This is a genomic window from Umezakia ovalisporum Ak1311 (genome assembly GCF_029891685.1).
Taxonomy (GTDB): domain Bacteria; phylum Cyanobacteriota; class Cyanobacteriia; order Cyanobacteriales; family Nostocaceae; genus Umezakia; species Umezakia ovalisporum.
In genome coordinates, this window is sequence record NZ_JANQDJ010000042.1 from 1 (window position 1) to 24,096 (window position 24,096).

A 24,096-nucleotide genomic window follows, 5' to 3' on the forward strand; every position below is an offset into this window, starting at 1 on the left:
CTTTGTTTCCCAAGAATTACGGGCAGCAGAAGACCCAGAGTTTGAAACTTTCTATACCAAAAACATTTTGCTGAACGAGGGTATCCGGGCTTGGATGGCTCCTCAGGATCAGCCTCACAAACAATTCGTATTCCCAGAGGAGGTTCTACCCCGTGGTAACGCTCTCTAATAGACCTACTGTATTAGGCGGCGGACGTGACCAAGAATCCACAGGCTTTGCTTGGTGGTCTGGTAACGCTCGTTTAATCAACCTATCTGGTAAACTGCTTGGCGCTCACGTTGCCCATGCTGGTTTGATTGTATTTTGGGCCGGAGCGATGACTTTATTTGAAGTCGCTCACTTCATTCCCGAAAAGCCAATGTATGAGCAGGGCTTAATCCTGCTTCCTCACCTCGCCACCCTTGGATGGGGCGTTGGTGCTGGTGGTGAAGTTATCGACACCTTCCCCTACTTTGTAGTTGGTGTACTCCACCTGATTTCTTCAGCTGTGCTGGGTTTTGGTGGCATCTATCATGCCGTCCGTGGTCCAGAAACCTTAGAAGAGTACTCCTCTTTCTTTGGCTATGACTGGAAAGACAAGAACAAGATGACTAACATCATCGGGTTCCACCTAATCATCCTCGGATGTGGTGCCCTCCTGTTGGTGCTGAAGGCAATGTTCTTTGGCGGTGTATACGACACCTGGGCACCTGGTGGCGGTGATGTTCGTGTTATTACTAACCCTACATTAAACCCTGCGGTGATCTTCGGTTATTTGATTAAGTCTCCCTTCGGTGGCGACGGCTGGATTGTAAGCGTCAATAACATGGAAGATGTCATCGGTGGTCACATCTGGGTTGCTTTGGTCTGTATTTCTGGTGGTATCTGGCACATCTTCACCAAGCCTTTTGGTTGGGCCCGTCGTGCCTTTATCTGGTCTGGCGAAGCTTACCTTTCCTACAGCTTAGGCGCTCTTTCCTTAATGGGATTCATCGCCTCCACCATGGTTTGGTATAACAACACCGTTTACCCCAGCGAATTCTTTGGTCCCACTGGCCCCGAAGCGTCTCAAGCTCAAGCTTTGACATTCTTGATTCGCGACCAACGCTTGGGTGCTAATGTTGGTTCTGCACAAGGCCCCACAGGACTGGGTAAATACCTGATGCGATCTCCCACTGGTGAAATTATCTTCGGTGGTGAAACCATGCGCTTCTGGGATTTCCAAGGTCCATGGTTAGAGCCTCTACGTGGTCCTAACGGTCTTGACCTAGATAAAGTCAAGAATGATATTCAGCCTTGGCAAGCTCGTCGTGCTGCTGAATACATGACCCACGCGCCCTTAGGTTCTTTGAACTCTGTGGGTGGCGTGGCTACCGAAATCAACTCATTTAACTACGTATCTCCTCGTGCTTGGTTGGCAACATCTCACTTTGTATTAGGTTTCTTCTTCCTCATTGGCCACTTATGGCACGCTGGTCGCGCCCGCGCTGCTGCTGGTGGTTTTGAGAAAGGAATTAACCGTCAAACCGAGCCAGTGTTGTTCATGAATGACCTTGACTAGGTTGTACGTTTTCTTTCATCACTGACAATTAAATACTTCACTAGCCCTTGCCTAATAACAAGGGCTTTTCCTATCAATGGTGGCATGTGAGACAATTAAACTAATTAGACAAATATATAAATATAATTGCGAAATATCGCTTTTTTTGCCTTTTCCCAAGCTAAAGCCTGAATTTAAGAGTTAGGACGTCGAGAAGAAACAAAAGTTGTGACAGCAGATTTTGTTGAACAGCCTGGGCGGAAGCTTGGCCAGTAGTCTTGCTCAATGTTCATTTAGCAAGTTCTTGTTTAAGAACCCCAGGAATCCCCTCCATGACCTTGTTAGCAATTTCTTCAGCTGTTTGTTCTTCTGTCACAGTGATTTTGAGATCAGCTTGGGAGTAAAGTGGTGTTCTTTGTTCGAGAAGCGATCGCAATTTTTCTTGGGGATCACTATCTTGTAACAACGGTCTTGTTCTATCCTCTGCCAGGCGGGTGTAGAGTAATTGTACTGGTACGTCTAGCCACACAACTAAACCGTGGTGTAGGTAACTCCAGTTTTGTCGCTCTAACACAATGCCTCCGCCTGTTGCTACAGTCAACTGGGTGTAGGCACACACCTGTGCCAATACATTACTTTCTAACTGGCGAAACGCTACTTCACCTTCCTCAGCAAAAAGCTGATTGATGGATCTTCCTGTTGATTGGGTAATTATATCATCGGTATCTAAAAATTTATAACTCAGATGGTTTGCTAATAATTTTCCCACCGTGGTCTTACCAGCACCCATCATGCCAATTAAGTAAAGGTTGACTCCTTTTAATAACCTGCTCACCAGTGGTTTTGCTCCAATTAGGCTTGAATTTACTATTATCCTAACTCTTAAAATTACCTTGACTGAAAGCATTTACAGCTATTCTAGTCACTTATGTATTTAAGATTACTTAAGTAATATTTCCACAAGTTAAAATCGATGATTCAATGCATTTATGGCTTTGCAGGAGGCTGCTATGAACGATAAAGTGAAGCAAGAGTCTCGTGAAGGTGTACTCTCTCATTGAGACTGCAACGGCTGTGAAAACTTTGCTATTTTGCCTTTCTTTCACATCAAGCCTGGAAATTTTTGGTTCATTGGAAATTAAAAGCTCACTTACGGGAAGGCCTATCTTCATCCTCAGAATCGTCGTCCTCAAAAAACGTCCAATCCTCCTCATCATCAACCTGATTAGTAGTCGGTGGTTGATAAGGCGGGATGATTACCCGGTAATCAGCATCATAAACTGATTCGGTTTTTCCCACCGCAGTATTTTTTGGGTCACGATAGTTGTAGGAGTAAGTGGTGTTTTGAGGTTGTTGTTGGGGTTGGTAGCTTTGAGATTCTTTCATCGGTGGAGTTTCAGAACTAGGGCTAGGTGCTGATCGTTGCTTTTCATCAAAATCCCAATCATCATTTCTACTGTCATTTGTTTCCCAATCATCAAATGCGCTACTGTCAGCAGAGTCGGTTTTACTAGCTGATGAAAAAGGTTTATAGGTTTGTGGTTGAGGTTCTTCCCTATATCTTGCTTTCGTGGGCGGTGAAGTTCCGGCTGATTTAAATGGTCTTTGGCGTTGTTGTCCGCCAAAATAAACTGATACCTTCACCAAGGTAGTAATGAGTAGGGATGTGAAAGCACCAGCAGCAGTACTAAAAAAAATCCACATTGCCAGTGGTAACGGCAGAGTTACCATACCCAAAAATACAAGGGATAGAACAGGGGACCAATTTTGAACTAACAAGAGTGTGAGTACTCCTAGTACTGCTGACAAAAGAATTACGCGAATTACAGCCATAGAAAAGTCAAAAGGCAAAAGTTACTATATTTTTACTTTTACCTTTTTACTTTTACCTTTTTACTTACTTCCTTGCCACCGCTGAATTGGAATGCAATCAATATCCAGTTGATCTAAACCACGGGCAACTACAAAATCAACCAAGTCCTCTATGGTTTGAGGATTGTGATACCAAGCAGGAATGGCTGGTACAACTCTGACTCCAGCTTCTGCCAAAGTTGTTAAGTTTCGCAGGTGAATCAGGCTAAATGGCGTTTCACGGGGAACGATGACTAACTTTCGCCCTTCTTTAATCTGGACATCCGCCGCCCGTTCTAGTAAGTCGGAACTCAAGCCAACTGCTAGCTTCGCCACTGTACTCATGCTGCATGGCATAATAATCATCCCCAAGGTGCGAAAAGAACCACTGGCAATTCCGGCTCCCACATCACCCCAAGGATGGCAGCTTAGTTTACCCCCAACAGCTACTCCAGCTTTTTCTCGCCAGAATTGCTCTTGTGCAGTTGGTTCTGCTGGCATTCGAGTTTCCTGTTCTGCTTGCCACACCATGTAAGTTGATTTAGAGGCAACTAGTTCAATCTCATAGTCTGCTGCGAGCAGATATTTAAGCGCGTGAACAGCGTAAATGAGGCCAGATGCACCAGATATGCCTAATATAAGCGGTTTTGAGTTATTGGACACGTTACTATTAGTAAAGTTTATTCATCTTCTGCATAAGTATCTAAATTGCTTGGTAAATAGATATCTGATGCCTCACTATTAGTAGCATTGATACCCAAACCTTTAGGTACAAAATCAGTGCTGACGGTAACTAAATCAATTTGCTGACGATAATAATCGACACTTTTAACTTGCACAGCTACGCGATCGCCGAGTCTGTAAGAAGCTCGATTTTTGCGCCCAAATAGTGCCTGTTGTCTGGCGCGGTATTCATACCAATCATCTTTGAGGGAACTGACATGTACAAGTCCTTCTACCCGTAAAGGTACGCTGATATCTTGTCCCACATTGGATTGTGCTGCTGGGACTTCAATTTCCACAAAGAAGCCGTAGGATTGCACACCAGTAATTACCCCATGGAACACCTGACCGATGCGCTGTTTCATCAGTTGTGCTTTTTGCAGTCCTGCTAAATCGGCTTCAGCTTCTTGGACTTGTTTTTCTCGATCATTAATTTGAATAATTACCCGATTCAAATCACTTTGGAGTTCTTGTTGCAATTCTGGCGGGAGAACATTCCAGTTAATTTCGCTGTGAGAAGAGGAGTGGCGCAGGTTAACCCGCTCTTTCACACGGGTGTTGCGGCGATCGCGTCCCTGTTCTATTAGCCTATAATACACTCTTTGCATCAATAAATCTGGGTATCTTCGCAGAGGGGAAGTACAGTGAGTATATTGTTGTAATGATAAACCAAAGTGTGTTCCTTTATTTGTGCTATAAGAAGCTGGCTTGAGTGTGTCTTGCAATAAATAAGTCAAGACTTGCTCTGATGGTGATTCAGCAAAAGCCCTAGTTAAGTGCTGATAATCTAAAGGTTGGATCTCCACTTCTGCCCCTAGTATTAGTTCTACGCCTAAATTGATGGCTAGTTTCAGCATTTCCTGAACATCTTCAGTATCTGGTGTACCTTGGACTCGCCAAATGCCAGGAATACCTAAAGCGCTCAAATGTTTAGCCATGAGTTCATTAACTAGTAGCACCAACTCTGTTAAAAGCGATCTCACTGGTAAATCATTGACTAATACTGCTCCTAAGACCCCCTCATCATAGTAGGGATTTTGATTGGGTGGTAGATTCAACTGCAAGCTACCACGAGCTAAACGCCTTTGTTTCACTGCTTTGCACAATGTTTCTAGACCTTGGACGATTTCAATTACCTTTGGAGATTCATGTTGAGATTCACCTATGAGAATAGCTTCTGCTGCTTGTCGACTCAGTGCTGTATCTACATTGAGCAGGCTCGGTTGAATTTCCCACTCTAAAGCTTCTCCGGATTGTGGATCAATGGCAATTAAAAAAGAGAGGGCTAGGCGATCACTTCCTGGTACGAAGGAGCAGCGTTCTGCCACAACTTCGGGTAACATGGGCAGCACGAGATCTCCCAAATATACTGACCTTCCTCGCTTCGCAGATTCTCTATCTAGGGTTTCGTCAGGTTGGACATAGTGGGAAACATCAGCAATATGAAAGCCTAAAAGCCAATGTCCCTCTGTTGTTTTTTCTAAACTAAAACCATTCTCAATGAATTTAGTATCATAATCCACACCCGCAATTGTCAATGTAAACAAATTGCGTAAATCTAATTTGTTTTTCAGGTCAGCTTTCAGAAGTCTTTTCGGCAACTTAGCTGCTGCGTCTAGCACTGCTTCCGGGAAATTACGTGATAGATCGTGCTTACAAGTTACCAAATCTATATCAGCAGCAGCCTCAGCATCGCTGCCCAGGATTTGTACTACTCGACCCAATGGAGGATATTGTGCCAGGGGATAACGCAAAACTTCCACATGAGCGAGGTGGTCAATGGCTTCCTCTAATTTTATACCATTGGCTTGGATTTTCAGTTCAAATAGGAGTCGATCATCTAAGGGTACAGCACGAAAACCATTGTCTACTGGCTTAATTCTTGCCAGTAATGTGTGGTTGGAACGTTCCAGGATCAGCTTAACTTCTCCTTCGGGAGAACGACGACGACTACCTTCTTTGAGGACTCTCACCAAAACGCGGTCACCATTCCAAGCATTGCTTAAATGGCTTTCACGAATATAAATATCCTCAGATCCTTCCACATCCTGAATGGCAAAGCAAAACCCTTTACTAGAACAACGGAGTTTTGCTTCAATTACCCCTTCTTCTACCACCCGGCGATATTTGCCGCGTTCTTTCACCAAAATTCCGATTTTCTCCAAAACTTCCAAGGCAATGTGAAGTTTTTGTAAACTAATTTCATCCTCGCAACCCAGTTTTTTTTCCAAAACTTTACGAGCTACCAATTTATCATCAGTGAAATTGGCAAGGAGTGTAGCGATAGAAAATTCCATGCAGTGAACCGACCTTTGGTCAAAACATCATTTTTCATTCAATCTGGACTTTTCCTGTATACCCTCTCCCAAGGGGAGACGCTGTGCGAACACGGCTTACAGAAACTAGTGCTGCTACGCAAAAGTCAAAAGACCTTTTTATCTGCTGACTTTTCAGGTCATGAGGAAAGATTATCGTATAACCTAACCCCTACCGTCCTTTCCTACTAGAGAAGGGGGAAATTTTAAAATATCTCTCCTTGCAGGGGAAAGGTTTGGAGAGGATTTTTCAGTTTCCATGGAAAGTCAGTTTTATTTGTAGCTTTCTCCCAAAGGGAGACGATGCGCGAACGACTTGTTGTCAGATAGTCGGTCATTTCTGCCTAACTGCACTAGCTGGAAACGAATTGCCTTGAGGCAGAGTTCCTGTTTCAGGGTAAGGAAGCCGACTCACCTTGACGGGAAGCCGCTTTAGATCTACAAACCTCTCACTGCAAAATCATCTCAGAGTTTGTCTGGGTACAAGCTCCTTCAACTAAACCAATTTAAGACAGTACACTTGATTGGAATTGAGTCCCACTAGGTAATTACGCAACGAGTTTTTGATCAGCTGCGTTGGGATAACTCTCCACGCAGAGCACAAGCGCTACAAAGGGAAACCACAAGTGTTTGATTGTCTAGATTTCAGGTACTTTCACCATAAGACTCTGATGTGTAAGTAGGATAAACTGCCGGTTATCCCGATTGTCCTACATGTAGAATCGGTAACAATCAGGTAAGCAGCTTAACAAGCAGTGGGGCAAACCTTATCTCCATTATTGTAGATTTAATGCGTACTTACAGGAAATAATTCCGGATCTAGAATTGGGTAATTAGTATAGCATTTAAACAGTAGCCACTTAGAGTTACGCAACTAACAGCTACTGCTACAATCAGAAAACATCTGAGTGCTGAGTCCTGAGTTCTGAATAAGGAACAAACTTTTATTTTTTCTTTTTTGGAAACACAGGAAAAATTAGTCCACTTTTTCGTCATAAAGCAGATTTAGATTGGTGGCAGTATTATTATGTTGATGTTGGCTCAATTCCAGAGCTTGTATCCCAACGGCAGTATCATTACTGAACTAGTGCAAATTTTTCAAGGCAAATATATTGTCCGGGCTTGGATCCAAATTGACAGCGTTACCCGTGCGACTGGTATGGCCGGGGCAGAAACAATAGAAGTAGCAGAAGACCAAGCCAGAACCAGAGCATTAATGGTTTTGGGCATAAGCGATTCTCCACAAACATCAGTAGAATTCCCTTCCCAAGCAACATCCCCAGGGCAGTTAAATCCTGCCTTCAAAAGTGTAAAGGTAGAATTGAACCAGTCTGATCAGGCTAGCTATTCCTCCACAGATCAAGACTTTGCCACTAGCCAGTGGTCAGTACCCAAAGTCAGAGAAATATATCTATCGCCTGTCAGCGAACAGAATATCAAAACAGAGTCTTTAAGCATCGATGCCCAAAGCCCTGATAATGGCCATACCCACAGCGAAGATTTAAATCAAAATGTTCCCACAACCAATAACGGACTAGAACCCGATCCCCAAGTTGAAAACCGGGAAAAAATGCCTGATAACCAACTGGAAATTCAGACATATTCGGGTAATTTTGCGAGTAATGTTACGCCATTCACGCCTCGCAGTTATGGATCCCAAGACAATGTGAACACTCAAACAGCGATAGCTAAGAAAAAGAAGAAAAATGAACCAGTTGATTTGTCTGATGTCATTGCCAAAACAGATGTTGAACTTCAGCGCTTGGGCTGGACAGCAGAACAGGGAAGAGAGCATTTAATTAAAACTTACGGCAAGCGGGGACGCACTTTGCTAACCGAAGAAGAATTACAGGGATTCCTCAAACATTTGGAATCTCAACCAGACCCAGTAGCGGGATTTTGACGTCTTCTGAAGCATGATTACCCATTGATGAAAATCTAGATAAATGCGGTAGATGTAATTCATTATTTGCATCGCCGTAGCTTACCACATCATATGGGTGACGAATTGTCCCCACTGCTGAAGGGGTGGGGAGTAAGAAGAAAGCAAACCTTCCACATCTCCCTCATCTCCTCAAGTCAATCAATTTTGGATTTTAGATAAGGAAATTTTTATTTCAATCCACAATCTAAAATTAGGGGGGTAAACACACTACTGATTCATAAAGCCACAGGTCGACTACCAGCAGCGTGACGGTCAATCACTTCGTCAATCAAGCCATATTCCTTAGCTTCCCCTGGAGACATAAAGAAGTCGCGTTCAGTATCTTCAGCAATACGCTCAATTGGTTGACCAGTGTGTTCAGCTAAATATTCATTTAACCGTTGTTTGTGGTACAGTATCTCCCGCGCTTGAATTTCAATATCAGTCGCCTGTCCCTGGGCGCCACCCAAGGGTTGATGAATCATAATCCGAGAATGGGGTAAACTCATCCGCTTACCTTTAGCGCCTGCACTAAGGAGGAAGGCACCCATACTGGCCGCCAGTCCGGTACAAATAGTACAAACATCAGGACGAATGTGCTTCATGGTGTCAAAAATACCCATACCAGCCATTACCGAACCACCCGGAGAATTGATATATAAATAAATGTCTTTCTCTGGGTCTTCAGCATCTAAGAATAGTAGTTGGGCAACAATCAAATTAGCAATGTCGTTATCAACCTGTTGTCCCAAAAATATAATGCGCTCACGCAATAGTCGTGAGTAGATATCAAAGGCGCGTTCGCCTCGACCCGATTGTTCAACAACGATAGGAATCATGGAGCGTGCTTGTAGGTATCTTAATTTTATATCTATCTTATCGACTTGATACTAGTCCTGCCTCAAGGCACAAAAATTATTACTCACTTATTGCTCACTTTTTCAAGCCTTGATGAAAACTCCTGTCTAACAAAGGGATTTACTTTTGCTCAGTGTTTCCTTCATTTTTACTCAGTAAACCCAGAGAAACTTTATTTATCACATTGTAACAACTTTTCTAGACATTCTCTAGATCTGTTCGATTCATTGAGAATAAACTCTTCTGGTCTTTGATATTGATGATAAATGTGCTCAATTCGATCCAGGGATATTGGCTCCATAAAGGCCGCTATTCTTTGTTGAGCGAGAATTCCTGTTTTTTCAATGTAGTTGCTAATTTTTGAAGGATAATCACCAATACCAAGATTAGGAACTCCTACCAGATCAGCAATAATAACGGAGTGCAGACGATTTCCAAAATGAAAATCCATCCTGCTGAGTATTTCAACAAAATGTTCGGGTTGCTCCCATGAATGAATCTGACAGTTATCTTCAGGTAAATATTTTTTTAGCAATTGATGGAACTGGTTATCGTTTCTCTCTTTTCCCTGATGTGCTGGCAATAGATGAATAACTGAGTTAAATTTTTCAATTAATGGCATTAACTGTTGTGCATAAAATTCTCCTCTGCCTTCACCCCACCAAAACTTCCCAGAAAAAGAAATATTATTCAGATGATTGGGAGTCGATTTTTTATTTAAATATTTTTCGTATATTGCTAAGTCTAAAAAAGCCAAATCACCACCCAAATGAAAAGATTTAGCATAATTTATTTTTTCACTAACTAGTGAATAAGAATGCTTATCCCTGACGTACAAAAAATCTGCATTTTCAAATATTTGCGCCAAGTTTTTTTCAGTTCCTGGTTTAAAGCTTTCTAAACCCACACCTAAAAAACAAAAACGTTTACCCATTAATTTGGTGAAAGTTTGCAGCCTGAGTAAATTTTTAGGTTTGCTACTGAAATTTAAAGTACCTCCGCCCCAAACAATAAAATCACTGTTTAGCATTAGCCACAGCCTTTGCAGCTTTGTCAATTTGTTGCTAAAAAATTTTATTTTTTTTGCTGTACTATGGTAATAGTTATCTTGACACAGTACAAAAACTTTTTCTATTAATTGCTGTGATTCCCAAAACTTTGTTAATTGATTGACAAATATATCATCGCCTACATTGTTACAACCATAATAGCCCATCATCAAAATTTTCATAAGAATCAAAGTGTCTATATTAGTAATATTTAACTTTACGTTTGATTGTGGCAATGCTTAACAGTATATGTCAATTATGTAGATTTTGAAGCTATTAATTTCTCTAATAATCTAATAAATCGATGTGAAAGGTCTGGTATTAGTCATTTTTCCCAGTAGGTTCGCCATCCACATCTATGGAAACTGGTCTGAGCATAATTAACATAGTGATGGCCTTGTTTTATTTAGTGTAATTTATTACATAGAAACTTTATGTAATAAAAAAAACTAATAGCCCCGTCTCTATGACTGGAATAAGTAAAATTTAGTACCTTTTTTTCGAGCAGGGATTGATTGCTGTTTTTGGGTAAAATTTTTCTAATTGTTCCTCTATTGGCAGATGGCAAAAATTATCACGGGCACTTTCTATAGAGGAGAGACGTCTATTGTCTATGTGGTTAAACAGGAACAAATTAAAAGATTAAGGATTCTTGTCTACAACAAGAGCTTTTCTACACCAGAAAAACCCTGTCTCTAAACCACGTTGTAGATATAAGGGTTTACCACAGACCACTGGATCAGGTGTATACATAGTAAAATTATGTCAACTATTGGTATATTTTTAAATATTTAACATCAATTATCCGGTTAATTTTTTCCAATCCCGTAAACCAATAGTAAGGCGTGTATTTACAGAAACCCTACTGGACATACATTAACAAAGGGATACCTGCGATGCCTGAAAAACTTGTACAAGCTGCCATAATTACATTTTTACTTTACCTGATAGCAGGCCTTAGCCCCAATCATCGAACTCAGACAAGGACGATCTCAGGGTCACGGGAAACGCCAGTAAAACTTGTCAGCTTGCTATTGCAATCTTTAAGATAAATAATTTCTTGCTCAATCAGTTAACTATCTACTAAATGGTCTCCTACCCCAGGGATAAGTCGGTGGTTGAGTTTTTTGTTCATGTCTAGAGGTTATGGGGGAACACTTCCAAGAACAGGGTAAACTGGGCTAAGAAGGCTACTGTCTGCATCTAAATTATGAGTAATCGCCTTGCCGAAGCTAAGAGTCTCTATCTCCGCAAACATGCTGACAACCCGATTGATTGGTGGCCTTGGTGTGACGAAGCTCTCGCAACTGCAAAGGAGGAAAATAAACCAATTTTTCTCTCCATTGGTTATTCCAGTTGCCATTGGTGTACTGTCATGGAAGTTGAAGCTTTCTCTGATCCAGCTATTGCTGAATACATGAACGCCAATTTTTTACCTGTAAAACTAGATAGGGAAGAAAGACCTGACCTCGATAGTATCTACATGCAAGCTTTGCAGATGATGAGTGGTCAAGGGGGTTGGCCTTTAAATGTCTTTTTATCCCCAGATGATTTAGTGCCCTTTTACGCTGGGACTTACTTTCCTGTAGAACCGCGCTATGGTCGTCCTGGATTTTTGCAAGTATTGCAAGCCCTGCGCCACTACTACGACACAGAAAAGGAGGATTTAAGGCAACGTAAATCAGTAATTATTGAGTCCCTCGTCACCTCTGCCATATTGCAAAATGACGCTACCAATCAAGTTCAAGAACATGAATTGCTCCGCCAAGGTTGGGAAACTAACACGGGCGTAATTACTCCCAATCAATCCGGTAACAGCTTCCCCATGATCCCCCATGCACAACTGGCATTACGGGGAACTCGATTTTTGTTTTCATCCCGATATGATGGCAAGCAAATTTGTACTCAACGCGGACTAGATTTAGCCTTAGGGGGTGTTTATGACCATGTGGGTGGTGGCTTTCACCGTTACACTATTGATCCCACTTGGACAGTACCTCACTTTGAAAAGATGCTCTATGACAATGGTCAAATTGTCGAGTATTTAGCCAATTTATGGAGCGATGGAGTCAGAGAACCAGCATTTGTTAGGTGTGTGGCTGGTACTATTGAATGGCTACGGCGGGAAATGACAGACCCAGAAGGTTACTTTTATGCTGCTCAAGATGCTGATAGTTTTACTAGCCCTAGGGATGTAGAACCGGAGGAAGGGGCTTTTTACGTCTGGAGTTTCAGTGAACTTGAACAACTGTTAACGTCAGAGGAACTAACAGAATTACAAAAAGATTTTACAGTCACCCGTCATGGGAACTTTGAAGGTAAGAATGTTTTGCAACGCCGCCATCAGGGGGAACTACGTGGAACAATAGAAATTGCACTGTGTAAATTGTTTGCGGCACGTTATGGCCAAAAGCCAGAATCACTGAAAACTTTTCCCCCTGCTGCCAATAACCAAGAAGCAAAAACAGGGGGCTGGCCTGGGCGCATTCCCCCAGTGACAGATACGAAGATGATAGTGGCTTGGAATAGCTTGATGATTTCTGGGTTAGCCAGGGCGGGTGGGGTATTTCAACAACCGTCATATCTGGAAATGGCTGCACAAGCAGCAAACTTTATTTTGCAACATCAGCTCATCAATGGGCGTTTCCACAGACTCAACTATCAAGGTCAACCAGCTGTGTTAGCTCAGTCTGAAGACTATGCTTTTTTTATTAAGGCACTACTGGATTTACAAACTTGTTGCCCTGAAGACAAATCTTGGTTACAAGCAGCGATCGCACTTCAAGAAGAATTCAACGAGTTTCTCTGGAGTGTGGAATTAGGTGGCTACTACAATACTTCAAGTGATGCTAGCCAAGATTTAATTGTGCGTGAACGCAGTTATGCAGATAACGCCACACCATCTGCCAACGGAGTGGCGATGGCTAATTTAGTCCGTCTAGCCTTACTAACTGATGAGCTCCACTATCTTGATTTAGCCGAGCAAGGACTAAAAGCTTTTAGTAGCGTCATGACTAAGGCACCCCAGGCTTGTCCTAGCTTGTTTAGCGCCTTAGATTGGTATCGTAATTGTACTTTAATTCGCAGCACCATTGAGCACATAATTCCTCTTGTGCCCCAGTATCTGTCGGTGACGGTGTTTACTGTGGTATCTGACTTACCACCAGGCAGCGTCGGTTTAGTTTGCCAAGGTTTGAAGTGTTTGACACCAGCAGAAAGTGAAGAACAGTTGTTACTGCAAGTGCTGCACAGTCAGACTAGGGCGTGAGGGGGTGAATTAACACACATGAGCAGAAACCACAATTCCTTACTAAGTGCTATTGTATTGGCGGGTGGCAAAAGTTCTCGCATGGGTAAGGATAAAGCCCTGATTTCTATTGGCGGTATACCTTTGTTGCAGTTAGTTTGTAGTGTTGCCGCAGGTTGTACAGATCATGTTTATGTAGTTACCCCTTGGCCAGAACGCTATCAAGATTTAATTTTACCTAATTGCCAATTTATTCGGGAATTACCTTTTTCTTCCTCATCCCTCCATTTTTCCACCCAAGGGCCAATGGTAGGGTTTGCCCAAGGACTGTCACAAGTACAAACAGATTGGGTGTTGTTGCTGGCTTGTGATTTACCTCGCTTACAGGTTGAAATATTAACAGCATGGACCACTGAACTCAATTATGTAGAGGATGAAGCTATCGCCACTTTGGTTCATCATACAAAAGGTTGGGAACCTTTATGTGGTTTTTATCGCCGTCGCTGTTTACCCCAACTCTTAGAATTTATCAATCAAGGCGGGCGGTCATTCCAAAAGTGGCTGAATCAGCAGCCTATACATGTTTTGTCTTTACGAACACCGGAAATGTTATTTAACTGTAATACACCAGAAGACCTGGCTTTGGTCAAATAAAAGTAAAGTATCACTACCAATAAAGCCAAAATAGTAATATTCACAAATTTAAGTGACAATTATAGCAACCGCCAAGGAGGTTAGGACGCAAAAAGCAAGACATCCTCAATGGCATCCCGTAAAGAATCAAAATGCTCAAGTTTTTTGCGGATTCGACTTTTTAACCAAGACCAACATTTTTCAACGTGATTCAGGTGTGGAGAATAAGGTCTTAGGTACAGCACTTTACACCCTGGGTACTGAATCAGTTGTTCAATGCGCCCACCTTTATGAAATGTGGCATTATCCATCACCACAACCTGTTCCGGTTTGAGTGTGGGAAGCAAACAAGCTTTAAGCCAAGTCTCAAATACTATTGGATTACACGGACCCTCAACAGTGAAAGGAGCTATCAGATGATGGTTACACAGGGCGGTAATTATGTTCACCAGACCTTCACGACGACCTGATTTAAGTGCATGGAAGCGCTGTCCTTTTGAGTTCCAACCGTAATCATACTGGTGTCAGTTGTCCATTCCTGACTCATGGAGGTATACAATCTTCTCCACAGGTAGCTTAGACAACTGCGTTACGAAAGCCTGTCCTTTGACCTCATGGCCCTCACGGTAGCTGTAGGTCTTTTTTTTCGCGTAAAACCAATTTTTTTTAAAGCTCTTGAGATTGTGCGATCGCTAATTTCTTCAGGTCAAAGTGAGGCCATCTCTACTTGGGTTTTATCGCCATGTACGGAAGCGAAATCACGAAATTTTTCCCCATGGGTAATTTTGTGACCATTACCAGGTGGCCGATTAGACAAGGTTTGGAAGTCTCCCGTTTCGGTTTTTCCCTTCAACCATAGGGTAATGGTGTTGGGACTAATATTAAACATTTGACTGGCTTCAGTTTTCTTCAAGCCATGGATTTCAATCCCTTGGATTAGTTTTTGACGAAGGTTGTAACTGTAGCACTTGGGCATATACCTGTAGCAAGGGATGGTTTCACGTCAAAAGGGACTACTTATAGTTTATGCTTATGTTACCTTGGCGGTTGCTATAGTTGAGGGGAAAAATATTGCTTTGTTAAGGGCACTCAGGAGTTTTCATTGGTCGGCAGAACTGATGGGTTTTTGAGTTAATTCCTTTTGCATATCACCACCATTTACACTGCGGAAATATAGCCCTCCTACAGTTACTAAAAACACAACATAACCGACTGCCTGTATTAAATACAAATGATCTCTATAACCAAACAAAGATTTGAGAATAATGCCGGGGAATTGTTTATCTGGCAGTATGTTCTCAGTATTCCAAACTATTGGCCCCAAGACGCAAGAGTGAACTTTGCTAAAGTGTTCGTAATAAAAACAAATACTTTCTGAGGCACGACTGCTCAGGGCTAGGTTAGCCAAACCTTCATCAAAATGCTTCAAGGCGGAAACTACTAATCCGGCAATAATCAATACCAATAAAACGCCCATCACCTGGAAAAATTGACGAATATTGATTTTGATACCCCATTTAAATAGTAAAACTCCAATAGCAGCTGCCCCTGCTAAACCGACGATTGCACCTAAAGCAGGTACTAATCCTTGTTGAAAATTAGCAGCAATAAATAGAACAGTCTCAAAACCTTCACGAACAACAGCAATCAAAATTAAACTAAACACACCCCAACCAACATTTGAGTTTTGTGTTAGGGCTTCTGTTACTGCTCCTTCAACTTGCGCTTTTATAGATCTGGCTTGTTTCGTCATCCAGATTAGCATCCAACTGAGCATAGTGATGGCCAGAACACCAAACACAGCTTCTAGCATTGGCTCAACGACTGTGGTATATTGAGGATTTACTGCTCCTACTACTTGAATTAACCAAGTAATTAACACACCTATCACAGCACTAATGAGAATGCCAGTACCAACACCAGCATATACCCAAGGGTTGAGTCGGGATTGGTTGGCTTTTTTCAGCAAAGCTAGCACAATGCCTACAACAAGGGCAGCTTCTACTCCTTCTCGGAGTGTAATTAAAAAAGTAGGTATGGCAGTACTAAAATTCATATTTGGGGAATAGGAAGTAATAATTGGGGAGTGGGACACAAATATTCTTTATTTTTTCTCAGTAAGTACTTAGTACCTAGTCCTCACTCCCGAGAAGTTTAGCCGAAATCCCGGAGCATTTTTTTTAATTCGAGATTATGCATCTCTTCTTGCCCAATCATGCTACGAGCAAATTCTTCTAAATAAATACTGGCATTGGTGACGGTTTCCAAAAGACTTTTGTACAAATCCAGCGCTTTCTTTTCATGAGATAAGCTTTCTGCCAAAATATCCTTGACTGTGTGCTGGTAAGTTTCTTCCATTGGAGCGATTTTTAGAGAGGGATGCCCATCTAAACCTGTGAGAATTTCTCCTACCTGTTGGGCATGAAGTAGAGATTCACTTGCCTGCGCTTTGAAAAAAGCCACAATCGGAATACGATTAGGACCGGTGACCATTAACGAATAATGGGTGTAGCGTACTACTCCCGCTAGTTCAAATTCCATAATGGCGTTCAGCAGGTCAATGGTCTTTTTGTGGTCAAGCTCTTGCATCATTAGATTAGTTAAATTTACGAATGGGAATTATAAGTATTGATTTAACAGGTATACAGGACGGAACTCTCTATAGATATTCACAACCAAGTTATTTACACTGTTAACTGTTAACTATCACCTCACTTCTCAACTTATTGTAAACCGCTCTCTCAGCACTACCAATTAAGTCAATGTAAACCTCTAGGGATCGGCCTTGCCAAAAACCTGGCTTAGATTTTCGATTTTTTGATGATTTTTTGCGAATGTTCCTCAATAGTGGTCACCAGCTTAGTAACATCTTCTGGCGTCTTCACTGCTTGAGATGCTGGAATAACACTAGGCCAAGCTGCTTGTAGTTGAGTGAGACTAGCTGCGATGGCTTGGTGTGCTTCAGGATTTTCTGTGGCTACTTGGGTAGCAATTTCTTGATATAGCTCATTGGCGTAAACTACAAAGCCACGGGAATCTTGATATTCAATTGCTTCAGTTATTTTGTTATTTGCAATTGCTGCCGTATATTCTGCGTTAGCTGCATCTAGTAACTCGTTAATTACCTGGAGCACAAAGCCTGGTTTTGAGCGTTGCTCTGTGGGTAAAGCACTTATTGCTTCATCAACTGCTTGGATAGAAGCTGCCAGGTCAGTGTTCACTTTGCCATTTTTGGGATTAGATTTGATCAAGTTTTGCAAACTGAGCAAATTCGTCTTAAATTCTTTGACTTTACGCTCATTTAATTCATCTTCCACATCAACATATATCTCTTCAACCGGATGTCCAATATGAGGTTCGGCTTGTTTTAGCTGATTTTTTTCTATCAGTTCTTGTGCTACTAAAAGATGCCCTTTCATTAAACTCAATTTGGTCATGTAGTCCACATCTTGGGCTTCACCTGTCAATACAACTTCCTCAACAGTAACCAAGTCTTTAATCTGGTTGAATTGCTCCTGAGTGATGACCTTTTTGCTGACCAAATCTTCAGGACTGCCATAGGGACGGTTGGCCTGAATTTTGTTAGATAATGCGGGTATACCTAACTTGGCTTCAAATTTATCCAACTCTGACAAAATAGCACTGTTGATATTAATTTTATCTTTACCAGCGTGACCACTGTGGCTCACAGCCTCCGTACTTTGAGAACGATTATCAACGTTTGGTGTGGATGGATTTTCTGTAGTTGGTGTACTATTACAAGCACTAATAGTCACTATCACTGCACCAGCAACAGATAAACTAGCATAACGCAATCTGATCATTTTTAGCCCTAAAAAAATTTTAAGTTTAGTCAATAAATAGCCTAAATTCTACTGTCATACAAATGAGAGTTTTTGTCAAATATTTGTTTAAATATTGCAAATAATTTAATAATTTTTTCAGTTTATTATCAAAATCACCGCTAGGGAAATTTTGGCAATTAAGAGAAGTTAATTAGCAATAACTTCAAATTCACCCATACAACCTTTTTCCGCGATGGTATCCTGGTGAGGATGAAACATATACTTTCCAGGATAGCGAAAAGCAAATTCTAAAATGTGCCTTTCTGCTACACCCATGGTAATTACATCAGTTTTTTCAGTGGGAGTAAGAGTCATTCCAGACCGATAGACATCAAAGAAATTGGCGTGCAGATGAAATGTTACTGCTGGGTCAAATTCAATCATGTTCAGAACATAGAGCCGAATCAACTGATCTTGATAAATGGGAATAGGATGATGCATGTAGTGGTCAGGGAGACCGTTGAAGGCGTAGTATTCGTTATGGTTGTCATCATTAACGTCATACCCACCCATGACTAGAACTATCTCATCAGCTGGGGGGCGTGGTGTTGGGGGATCAATAATAAACATTCCATATAACCCCTTGGCAATGTGGCGAGTAACTGGTTCAATATGGCAGTGGTACAAGTGAACACCATAGGGTTGAGCATCAAATTCATAAATTGTGGCAGTACTATGTCTAACTGGACGGACACCATCCATTTCCGCCGGATGAGTACCGTGAAAATGTAAAGAGTGAGAATGTCCGGCTTTGTTAAGAAACTTTACCCGCACGCGATCGCCTTGTTTTGCCCGTAGCGTCGGCCCCGGTATCCTACCGTTTAAATCCCAAATATTATAGGAGACAGCACTATTAAGTTGAATTGTAGAAGTACTGGCAATTAACTGAAATTCTCGGATATTACGCCCATTTTCTGACTTGAGTGTTCCATAATTAAACTCTCTCAGCATCTTAATCGGCTGAGTAGCTCCTTCACTTGCCTCTATCTCCAGAGGTGGTACTTTCACCCTCAACTGATTTTGTAAATTTAGCCAATGCCAGATTCCTGCTACAGTGGTCACTCCAGCACCTGTTAACCCCAGTTTTATTAGTTGGCGACGGTTCCAGAATTTTTCTTGCTCCAGAATAAATTTGTTGGGCATGACATAATCCACACAAGCACTAAAAATTTGTAATTAGTTTGGTGTATGATATGAAATTCACAATTTATTGTCAATAATTGTCAACTATTTGTAAAGTTTAATTGAGCAGACAACTTCAGAAAAAAAGTTTTATGATTCAGTTTTAAAGTCATCAGACTATTCTATGGGTAATGTTTAATCTTTAATTCTTAATTAAGGTATGCACTGATTCAAGCTAAGTCATTAAAATACATCTATCTATGAGGTATAAAAATTGTTGAAGATTATTTTCAAATCAAAACTCATATCACTAATGTTGATGGGGTTTGTGAGTTTTTTCATGCTCATAGGAGCATCTGCACCAGCTTATGGAATGCACATTATGGAAGGCTACTTACCAGCCAGTTGGGCAATTTTTTGGTGGGTTGTGGCGTTACCATTTTTTACTTTAGGATTGCGATCGCTCACTCGCATCACCAAAGCCAACCCAGAATTGAAATTACTTTTAGCACTAGCAGGAGCCTTTGCTTTTGTTTTGTCAGCCTTGAAAATACCTTCAGTCACAGGTAGTTCCTCTCATCCTACAGGTACGGGCTTAGGGGCAGTGCTATTTGGACCCTTAGCAATGTCCGTACTAGGTACTCTTGTTTTATTATTTCAAGCTCTACTGCTAGCACATGGGGGTTTAACAACACTAGGAGCTAATGCCTTTTCTATGGCGATGGCTGGCCCATTTGCCGCCTACTGGATATATCATCTGACAACGCGACTCACTGGCAAGCAAAAAATCGCAATTTTTTTAGCAGCCGCTTTGGCAAATCTGCTGACTTACACTATCACGTCTGTACAACTCGCTTTAGCTTTTCCGGCACCTGTAGGTGGATTTATGGCTTCATTTGCCAAGTTTGGGGCTATTTTTGGCATTACTCAAGTTCCTTTAGCAATTAGCGAAGGATTACTAACTGTATTGGTGTGGAACTGGCTACAATCCTACACACCTCAAGAACTCGAACTATTGCAATTGATTAAAAAAGAACCTCAAAGCAATGAATCAGTCTAAACAAGAATTGAGTAATTGGTTGTTGATATTATCTGTGATTACTCTAGCAGTAGCTCCCTTAATATTTATCCGTGACGCAGAATTTGGTGGTGCGGATGGCCAAGCTGAAGAAGCAATTGTCGAAGTGCAGCCTGGATATGAACCTTGGTTTAAACCTGTTTTTGAACCACCTAGTGGTGAGGTAGAAAGCTTGTTATTTACCTCTCAAGCCGCTTTGGGATCTGGAGTCATTGGTTATGTGATTGGATTATATAAGGAGCGTTTTCGACAGAAAAGGAATAAGGAATGACTCTGCAAATAGATACTCTGGCTTACACTAATCGGTTGCGATGGTTAGCACCAGAGCAAAAACTGTTATTTGTGATCACCTTATTAATTCTCACTGCTTTTAGTCGTCCCCCACTACAAATTTTAATTGCAATCTGGATCAGTAATTGGACAGTCTTATATGCTAAGATTCCCTTAAGAATATATCTAAAATTAGTTTATATTGCTATTTTATTTTGGTTAACGAGTTTGCCAGCTTTAGTAATTAATGGTATAAACATTCAACATTTAAATTTAATCCAAGATGATTCAATAATTGGGTTGAATGTTGCTTCTTATTACATATACATCAGTCATCATGGCATTGAGCAAGGGTGGACAATTTTAACGCGAGCGATCGCTTCACTTTCTTGCTTATACTTTGTAATGTTAACTATCCCATTTACTGAAATTTTACAAACCTTAGGACGCTTTGGTTTTCCGGTGTTATTAAGAGATATTTTACTATTAATGTACCGTTTTATTTTTGTTTTATTAAATACAGCTTCCGAAATTTTCACTGCACAACAGTCTCGCGGTGGCTACTGCACTTTGAGAATTGGGATCAAAAGTTTATCACTTTTGATTGGACAACTACTCAGCCGCACCCTAGAAAACTATCATCAAGTTTCTTTAAGTTTAGCCTCACGGGGTTTTAATGGCGAATTTAAAGTTTGGTATCCCCATCGCTATCATTTTTCCAAACGCTATGCCATAGAAGCAATTATCGGATGTGTAGTTTTAATTAAATTGTCATGGGGATAGAAGGCATATCTCTTAATTTCCTCACCAAGGTTTTGAAAAAACATTATTATTATGCAGCAATCATTACTAGAATTTGAGCAGGTAAATTTTACATATCCAGGAACACAACAATTAGCTTTAAATAACTTAACATTAAAAATTCCAGCGAAAAAAAAATGTGCATTGATAGGTCAAAATGGTTGTGGTAAAACCACATTGTTTTTATTAGCTAATGGCCTATATAAATCCCAAAAAGGAAATATCAAATGGCAAGGGGAAACGCTAAAGTACGACCGGACATCCTTACTAAAATTACGCCAAAAAGTCGGACTAATCTTTCAAGATCCAGAGCAACAACTGGTAGCCTCAACTGTCGAAGAAGATATTTCTTATGGATTGTGTAATTTAGGCTTACCAACAGCAGAAATTCAACAGCGTGTTCAGCAAGCCTTAGTTGAGTTTGGATTAACTGAATTAGCCCAGAGATCCGTACATCATCTGAGCTTTGGACAAAAAAAACGAGTTTCTATTGCTGATGTTATGGTGCTAAAACCAGAACTGCTATTACTAGATGAACCGACCGCATATCTGGATACATTACATACTCGTAACTTGATGGCAACCCTGAAAAATATTCACACATCTGGCACAACAATATTAATGGCGACCCATGACCTAGATTTAGTTTATCGTTGGGCAGACTGGGTATTTGTCATGGATCGAGGACAACTTATTTTAGAAGGAAATCCCCAGGATGTATTTAAGCAACGCGAAATTCTTGAGGAACTACAGTTAGGAGTTCCACTAATCTATGAAATGCTATTTGGTGAAGAAATATCCGAAACAAAAGAAATTTGGCAACAATTACACCATAAAATATTAAAACTTTTCCCTTACTTTTAGCTTAATCATATTCACATCGAGACTGATTAAGTAGTCAGCAGTCTTAGTTTTCTGCACTGGATAACCCCAACAACTAGTAAGTCAGGACTTTTTTCCAGGAGTATCCTTTGCAAGTATACACATGACACAAAATACCCATGATAACCGAAAAATCTTACTTAGGCAAAATTCAAACAACTAATTTCATTAGAAATGGTACTTATAGTCACCAGTCTATTTTCAGAAATAAAATTCAACATTCCGATAAATAAGTATATTATTTATCGGAAAATTTATTGTTTAGATTCCCCAAATCACAGGATAAAATCGCCTAAGAGGGCATTGCAAAAGCCAGAAAAATTATTTTTTCTATTGATGTGATGCCGTAACTATATTGTTTATATTGTGTGGGTTCACACATTCAAGACGAGTACATAATGCATATTCCTGATGGATTTATTTCACCTCCCGTAGCTGGAGCTACTAGTTTAATGAGTGCTGCTGCACTTGTGCTTGCTTGTGGGCGAACGCAAGAAGCTTTTGGTATCCGTCGCGCGCCCATATTGGGCTTAACCACTGCTTTTATTTTTGCCGCCCAGATGATCAATTTCCCGGTATCTGGAGGTACTAGCGGTCACTTATTAGGGGGAACCCTAGCGGCCATAGTTTTGGGCAGTCCCTGGGCGGGAATGTTATGTATTGCCACAGTTTTCATTATTCAAGCTGTGCTATTCGCCGACGGTGGTATCACAGCCTTGGGTGCAAACATTTTGAACGCGGGAGTAATTGCTGTTTGGGTGGGCTGGGTGTTAACCAAAACCTTACAACGCCTATTTGGAGGGTCTAAAGGTCGCTTACCTCTGGCCGCTGGTATTGCTGCTGGTGTCAGCGTAGTTGTGGCATCTGTAGCTTGTGCTATAGAGTTAGTTCTTTCTGGAACTGCATCCGCAGCCATAGTTTTACCCGCAATGACTGGAATACATATCCTCATTGGGGTAGGCGAAGGATTGATTACTGGAGGTGTGGTAGCTTACCTGGCGACGGCCAGACCTGATCTACTCCCAGGGGAACAACAGCAATTTCAAGGATGGTTAGTACCTGTAATCAGTATTTTATTAGTTGCTGGTTTGTTATCTTTAGTGGCTTCAGGGTGGCCTGATGGCTTGGAAAGAGTTGCTGAAGACTTAGGTTTTATAGATTTAGCCGAAGAAGTACGAATCCAAGTACCAACACCCTTAGCTGACTACGAAATAGAAGCTTTAGGAGTAATTGGTACGAGTATTGCTGGATTATTGGGATCTGTGGTCAGCTTTGCTGTAGCTTTTGGAATTGCCAAGGTAATAAAACCTAAGAATGCTTAAAATTACTTTACCTTTACGCTTGCAGCTGTCTTTAGTAATTGTATTAGGGACAGCTTTATTAAAGTATGATGCTTGGCTTTGTTTGGGGGTATATGGAGCAGTCGCTCTGTTTTGGGCAGGATTTTTGCGTGTACCTATCCTGCAATTGGCAGGACTACTAGGTACTGAATTAATTTTTCTCTCATTTATGGCATTACCCTTGGGATGGGAACGAGCGAGTTTTTTATTGATGCGTTCTCTGGTTTGTCTAGTTACCATGAATAGTTTTTTGTTAACTTTACCTCCCCATAGTTTCGGTATTGCTATGAAAAGCTTACCTGTACCTGCACCAATCAAGGCCAATTTATTATTAGCCGGACAGTACTTAGAAATCTTGCTTGATCAAGTCAAACAAATGCAGCGTAGCGCTCAATTACGGGGTTTAAATGGTGCATCGGGATGGTTGCGCTACACAAGTGCGGCGATGATTGGGGCTTTATATCTCCGTAGTTTAGATAGAGCAGAGCGAGTTTATACTGCAATGGTCATTCGTGGTTACAACGGGGAGTTACCCATAGATGCCATATTTAGATTAAAAGAGCGTTTTGCCCTGTTAGTAGCTTGGGCAATGGCAACGGTTTTGACCATAACTTCTTACAAAATTTAGTGCAGCTATT

20 protein-coding genes and 2 pseudogenes are annotated in these 24,096 nt (G+C 41.2%); 11 read left to right on the forward strand and 11 right to left on the reverse strand.

The genetic code is table 11. The features are described from left to right. Positions 1-169 (forward strand): annotated as a pseudogene (locus tag NWP25_RS07020) (photosystem II D2 protein (photosystem q(a) protein)); the annotation flags it as partial. Beyond that, positions 153-1,541, forward strand: coding sequence for a photosystem II reaction center protein CP43 (psbC, locus tag NWP25_RS07025; protein WP_280652220.1), 1,389 nt, complete (start codon positions 153-155; stop codon positions 1,539-1,541). The pseudogene NWP25_RS07020 and the gene psbC, both read left to right, overlap by 17 nt. Before the next feature lie 268 nt (positions 1,542-1,809). On the opposite strand, the gene NWP25_RS07030 is transcribed toward psbC, so the two are convergent. From NWP25_RS07030 to NWP25_RS07045, 4 genes are all read right to left on the reverse strand, one after another. Further along, positions 1,810-2,355, reverse strand: coding sequence for a shikimate kinase (locus tag NWP25_RS07030; protein WP_280652221.1), 546 nt, complete (start codon positions 2,353-2,355; stop codon positions 1,810-1,812). 311 nt (positions 2,356-2,666) lie between these two features. Next, positions 2,667-3,353, reverse strand: a complete 687-nt coding sequence (locus tag NWP25_RS07035; RefSeq protein ID WP_280699083.1) for a LapA family protein — start codon at positions 3,351-3,353, stop codon at positions 2,667-2,669. Positions 3,354-3,413: 60 nt separating this feature from the next. Next, positions 3,414-4,034 carry a flavin prenyltransferase UbiX gene (locus tag NWP25_RS07040; protein WP_280652222.1) on the reverse strand — a complete coding sequence of 207 codons (621 nt, stop codon included), beginning with the start codon at positions 4,032-4,034 and terminating at the stop codon, positions 3,414-3,416. Positions 4,035-4,051: 17 nt separating this feature from the next. Next, complete coding sequence (locus NWP25_RS07045) at positions 4,052-6,391, reverse strand: ribonuclease R family protein (RefSeq protein ID WP_280652223.1); 2,340 nt, start codon at positions 6,389-6,391, stop codon at positions 4,052-4,054. Between the two features lie 1,051 nt (positions 6,392-7,442). On the opposite strand from NWP25_RS07045, the gene NWP25_RS07050 reads away from it, so the two are divergent. After that, positions 7,443-8,312 (forward strand): hypothetical protein, encoded by an 870-nt coding sequence (locus tag NWP25_RS07050; protein ID WP_280699093.1) that lies wholly within the window; start codon positions 7,443-7,445, stop codon positions 8,310-8,312. 257 nt (positions 8,313-8,569) lie between these two features. Here NWP25_RS07050 and clpP read toward each other — a convergent pair whose 3' ends face one another. Both clpP and NWP25_RS07060 read right to left on the reverse strand, forming a co-directional pair. Beyond that, positions 8,570-9,172, reverse strand: a complete 603-nt coding sequence (gene clpP / locus NWP25_RS07055) for an ATP-dependent Clp endopeptidase proteolytic subunit ClpP (RefSeq protein WP_280652224.1) — start codon at positions 9,170-9,172, stop codon at positions 8,570-8,572. Between the two features lie 191 nt (positions 9,173-9,363). Further along, positions 9,364-10,422 (reverse strand): polysaccharide pyruvyl transferase family protein, encoded by a 1,059-nt coding sequence (locus NWP25_RS07060; protein WP_280699084.1) that lies wholly within the window; start codon positions 10,420-10,422, stop codon positions 9,364-9,366. 1,028 nt (positions 10,423-11,450) lie between these two features. Here NWP25_RS07060 and NWP25_RS07065 point away from each other — a divergent pair. Together NWP25_RS07065 and NWP25_RS07070 are read left to right on the forward strand one after the other, a co-directional pair. Continuing rightward, a complete protein-coding gene (locus NWP25_RS07065; RefSeq protein ID WP_280652226.1) occupies positions 11,451-13,508 on the forward strand; it encodes a thioredoxin domain-containing protein in 2,058 nt (685 codons plus the stop codon). Between the two features lie 18 nt (positions 13,509-13,526). Continuing rightward, positions 13,527-14,141 carry a molybdenum cofactor guanylyltransferase gene (locus NWP25_RS07070; protein ID WP_280652227.1) on the forward strand — a complete coding sequence of 205 codons (615 nt, stop codon included), beginning with the start codon at positions 13,527-13,529 and terminating at the stop codon, positions 14,139-14,141. Positions 14,142-14,221: 80 nt separating this feature from the next. On the opposite strand, the pseudogene NWP25_RS07075 reads toward NWP25_RS07070, so the two are convergent. The 5 genes and pseudogenes from NWP25_RS07075 to NWP25_RS07095 form a co-directional block, all read right to left on the reverse strand. Further along, a pseudogene (locus NWP25_RS07075) lies at positions 14,222-15,096 on the reverse strand (IS630 family transposase). A gap of 123 nt (positions 15,097-15,219) precedes the next feature. After that, entirely contained in the window at positions 15,220-16,176 is a 957-nt protein-coding gene (locus NWP25_RS07080; RefSeq protein ID WP_280699086.1) for an FTR1 family iron permease, read from the reverse strand. Between the two features lie 98 nt (positions 16,177-16,274). Beyond that, positions 16,275-16,709 carry a ferritin-like domain-containing protein gene (locus tag NWP25_RS07085; RefSeq protein WP_280652250.1) on the reverse strand — a complete coding sequence of 145 codons (435 nt, stop codon included), beginning with the start codon at positions 16,707-16,709 and terminating at the stop codon, positions 16,275-16,277. Positions 16,710-16,921: 212 nt separating this feature from the next. Next, on the reverse strand, positions 16,922-17,944 hold the full coding sequence (locus NWP25_RS07090; protein ID WP_280699087.1) for a ComEA family DNA-binding protein: 1,023 nt from the start codon (positions 17,942-17,944) through the stop codon (positions 16,922-16,924). Positions 17,945-18,112: 168 nt separating this feature from the next. Further along, positions 18,113-19,108: a multicopper oxidase domain-containing protein gene (locus tag NWP25_RS07095; RefSeq protein WP_280652230.1), complete on the reverse strand. Its 996-nt coding sequence runs from the start codon at positions 19,106-19,108 to the stop codon at positions 18,113-18,115. A 298-nt stretch (positions 19,109-19,406) separates the two neighbouring features. Here NWP25_RS07095 and NWP25_RS07100 point away from each other — a divergent pair, with 298 nt between their 5' ends. From NWP25_RS07100 to NWP25_RS07125, 6 genes are all read left to right on the forward strand, one after another. After that, positions 19,407-20,147, forward strand: coding sequence for an energy-coupling factor ABC transporter permease (locus NWP25_RS07100; RefSeq protein WP_280652251.1), 741 nt, complete (start codon positions 19,407-19,409; stop codon positions 20,145-20,147). Then, positions 20,134-20,436 (forward strand): energy-coupling factor ABC transporter substrate-binding protein, encoded by a 303-nt coding sequence (locus tag NWP25_RS07105; protein ID WP_280652231.1) that lies wholly within the window; start codon positions 20,134-20,136, stop codon positions 20,434-20,436. Before NWP25_RS07100 ends, NWP25_RS07105 begins: the two co-directional genes overlap by 14 nt. Next, positions 20,433-21,218, forward strand: a complete 786-nt coding sequence (cbiQ, locus tag NWP25_RS07110; RefSeq protein ID WP_280652232.1) for a cobalt ECF transporter T component CbiQ — start codon at positions 20,433-20,435, stop codon at positions 21,216-21,218. The genes NWP25_RS07105 and cbiQ overlap by 4 nt, the downstream gene beginning before the upstream one ends. Before the next feature lie 51 nt (positions 21,219-21,269). Then, positions 21,270-22,100: an energy-coupling factor ABC transporter ATP-binding protein gene (locus NWP25_RS07115; RefSeq protein ID WP_280652233.1), complete on the forward strand. Its 831-nt coding sequence runs from the start codon at positions 21,270-21,272 to the stop codon at positions 22,098-22,100. Between the two features lie 416 nt (positions 22,101-22,516). Further along, positions 22,517-23,440, forward strand: a complete 924-nt coding sequence (locus NWP25_RS07120) for an energy-coupling factor ABC transporter permease (protein ID WP_280652234.1) — start codon at positions 22,517-22,519, stop codon at positions 23,438-23,440. Next, positions 23,433-24,086 carry an energy-coupling factor transporter transmembrane component T family protein gene (locus NWP25_RS07125; protein WP_280652235.1) on the forward strand — a complete coding sequence of 218 codons (654 nt, stop codon included), beginning with the start codon at positions 23,433-23,435 and terminating at the stop codon, positions 24,084-24,086. The genes NWP25_RS07120 and NWP25_RS07125 overlap by 8 nt, the downstream gene beginning before the upstream one ends. Positions 24,087-24,096: the final 10 nt, after the last annotated feature.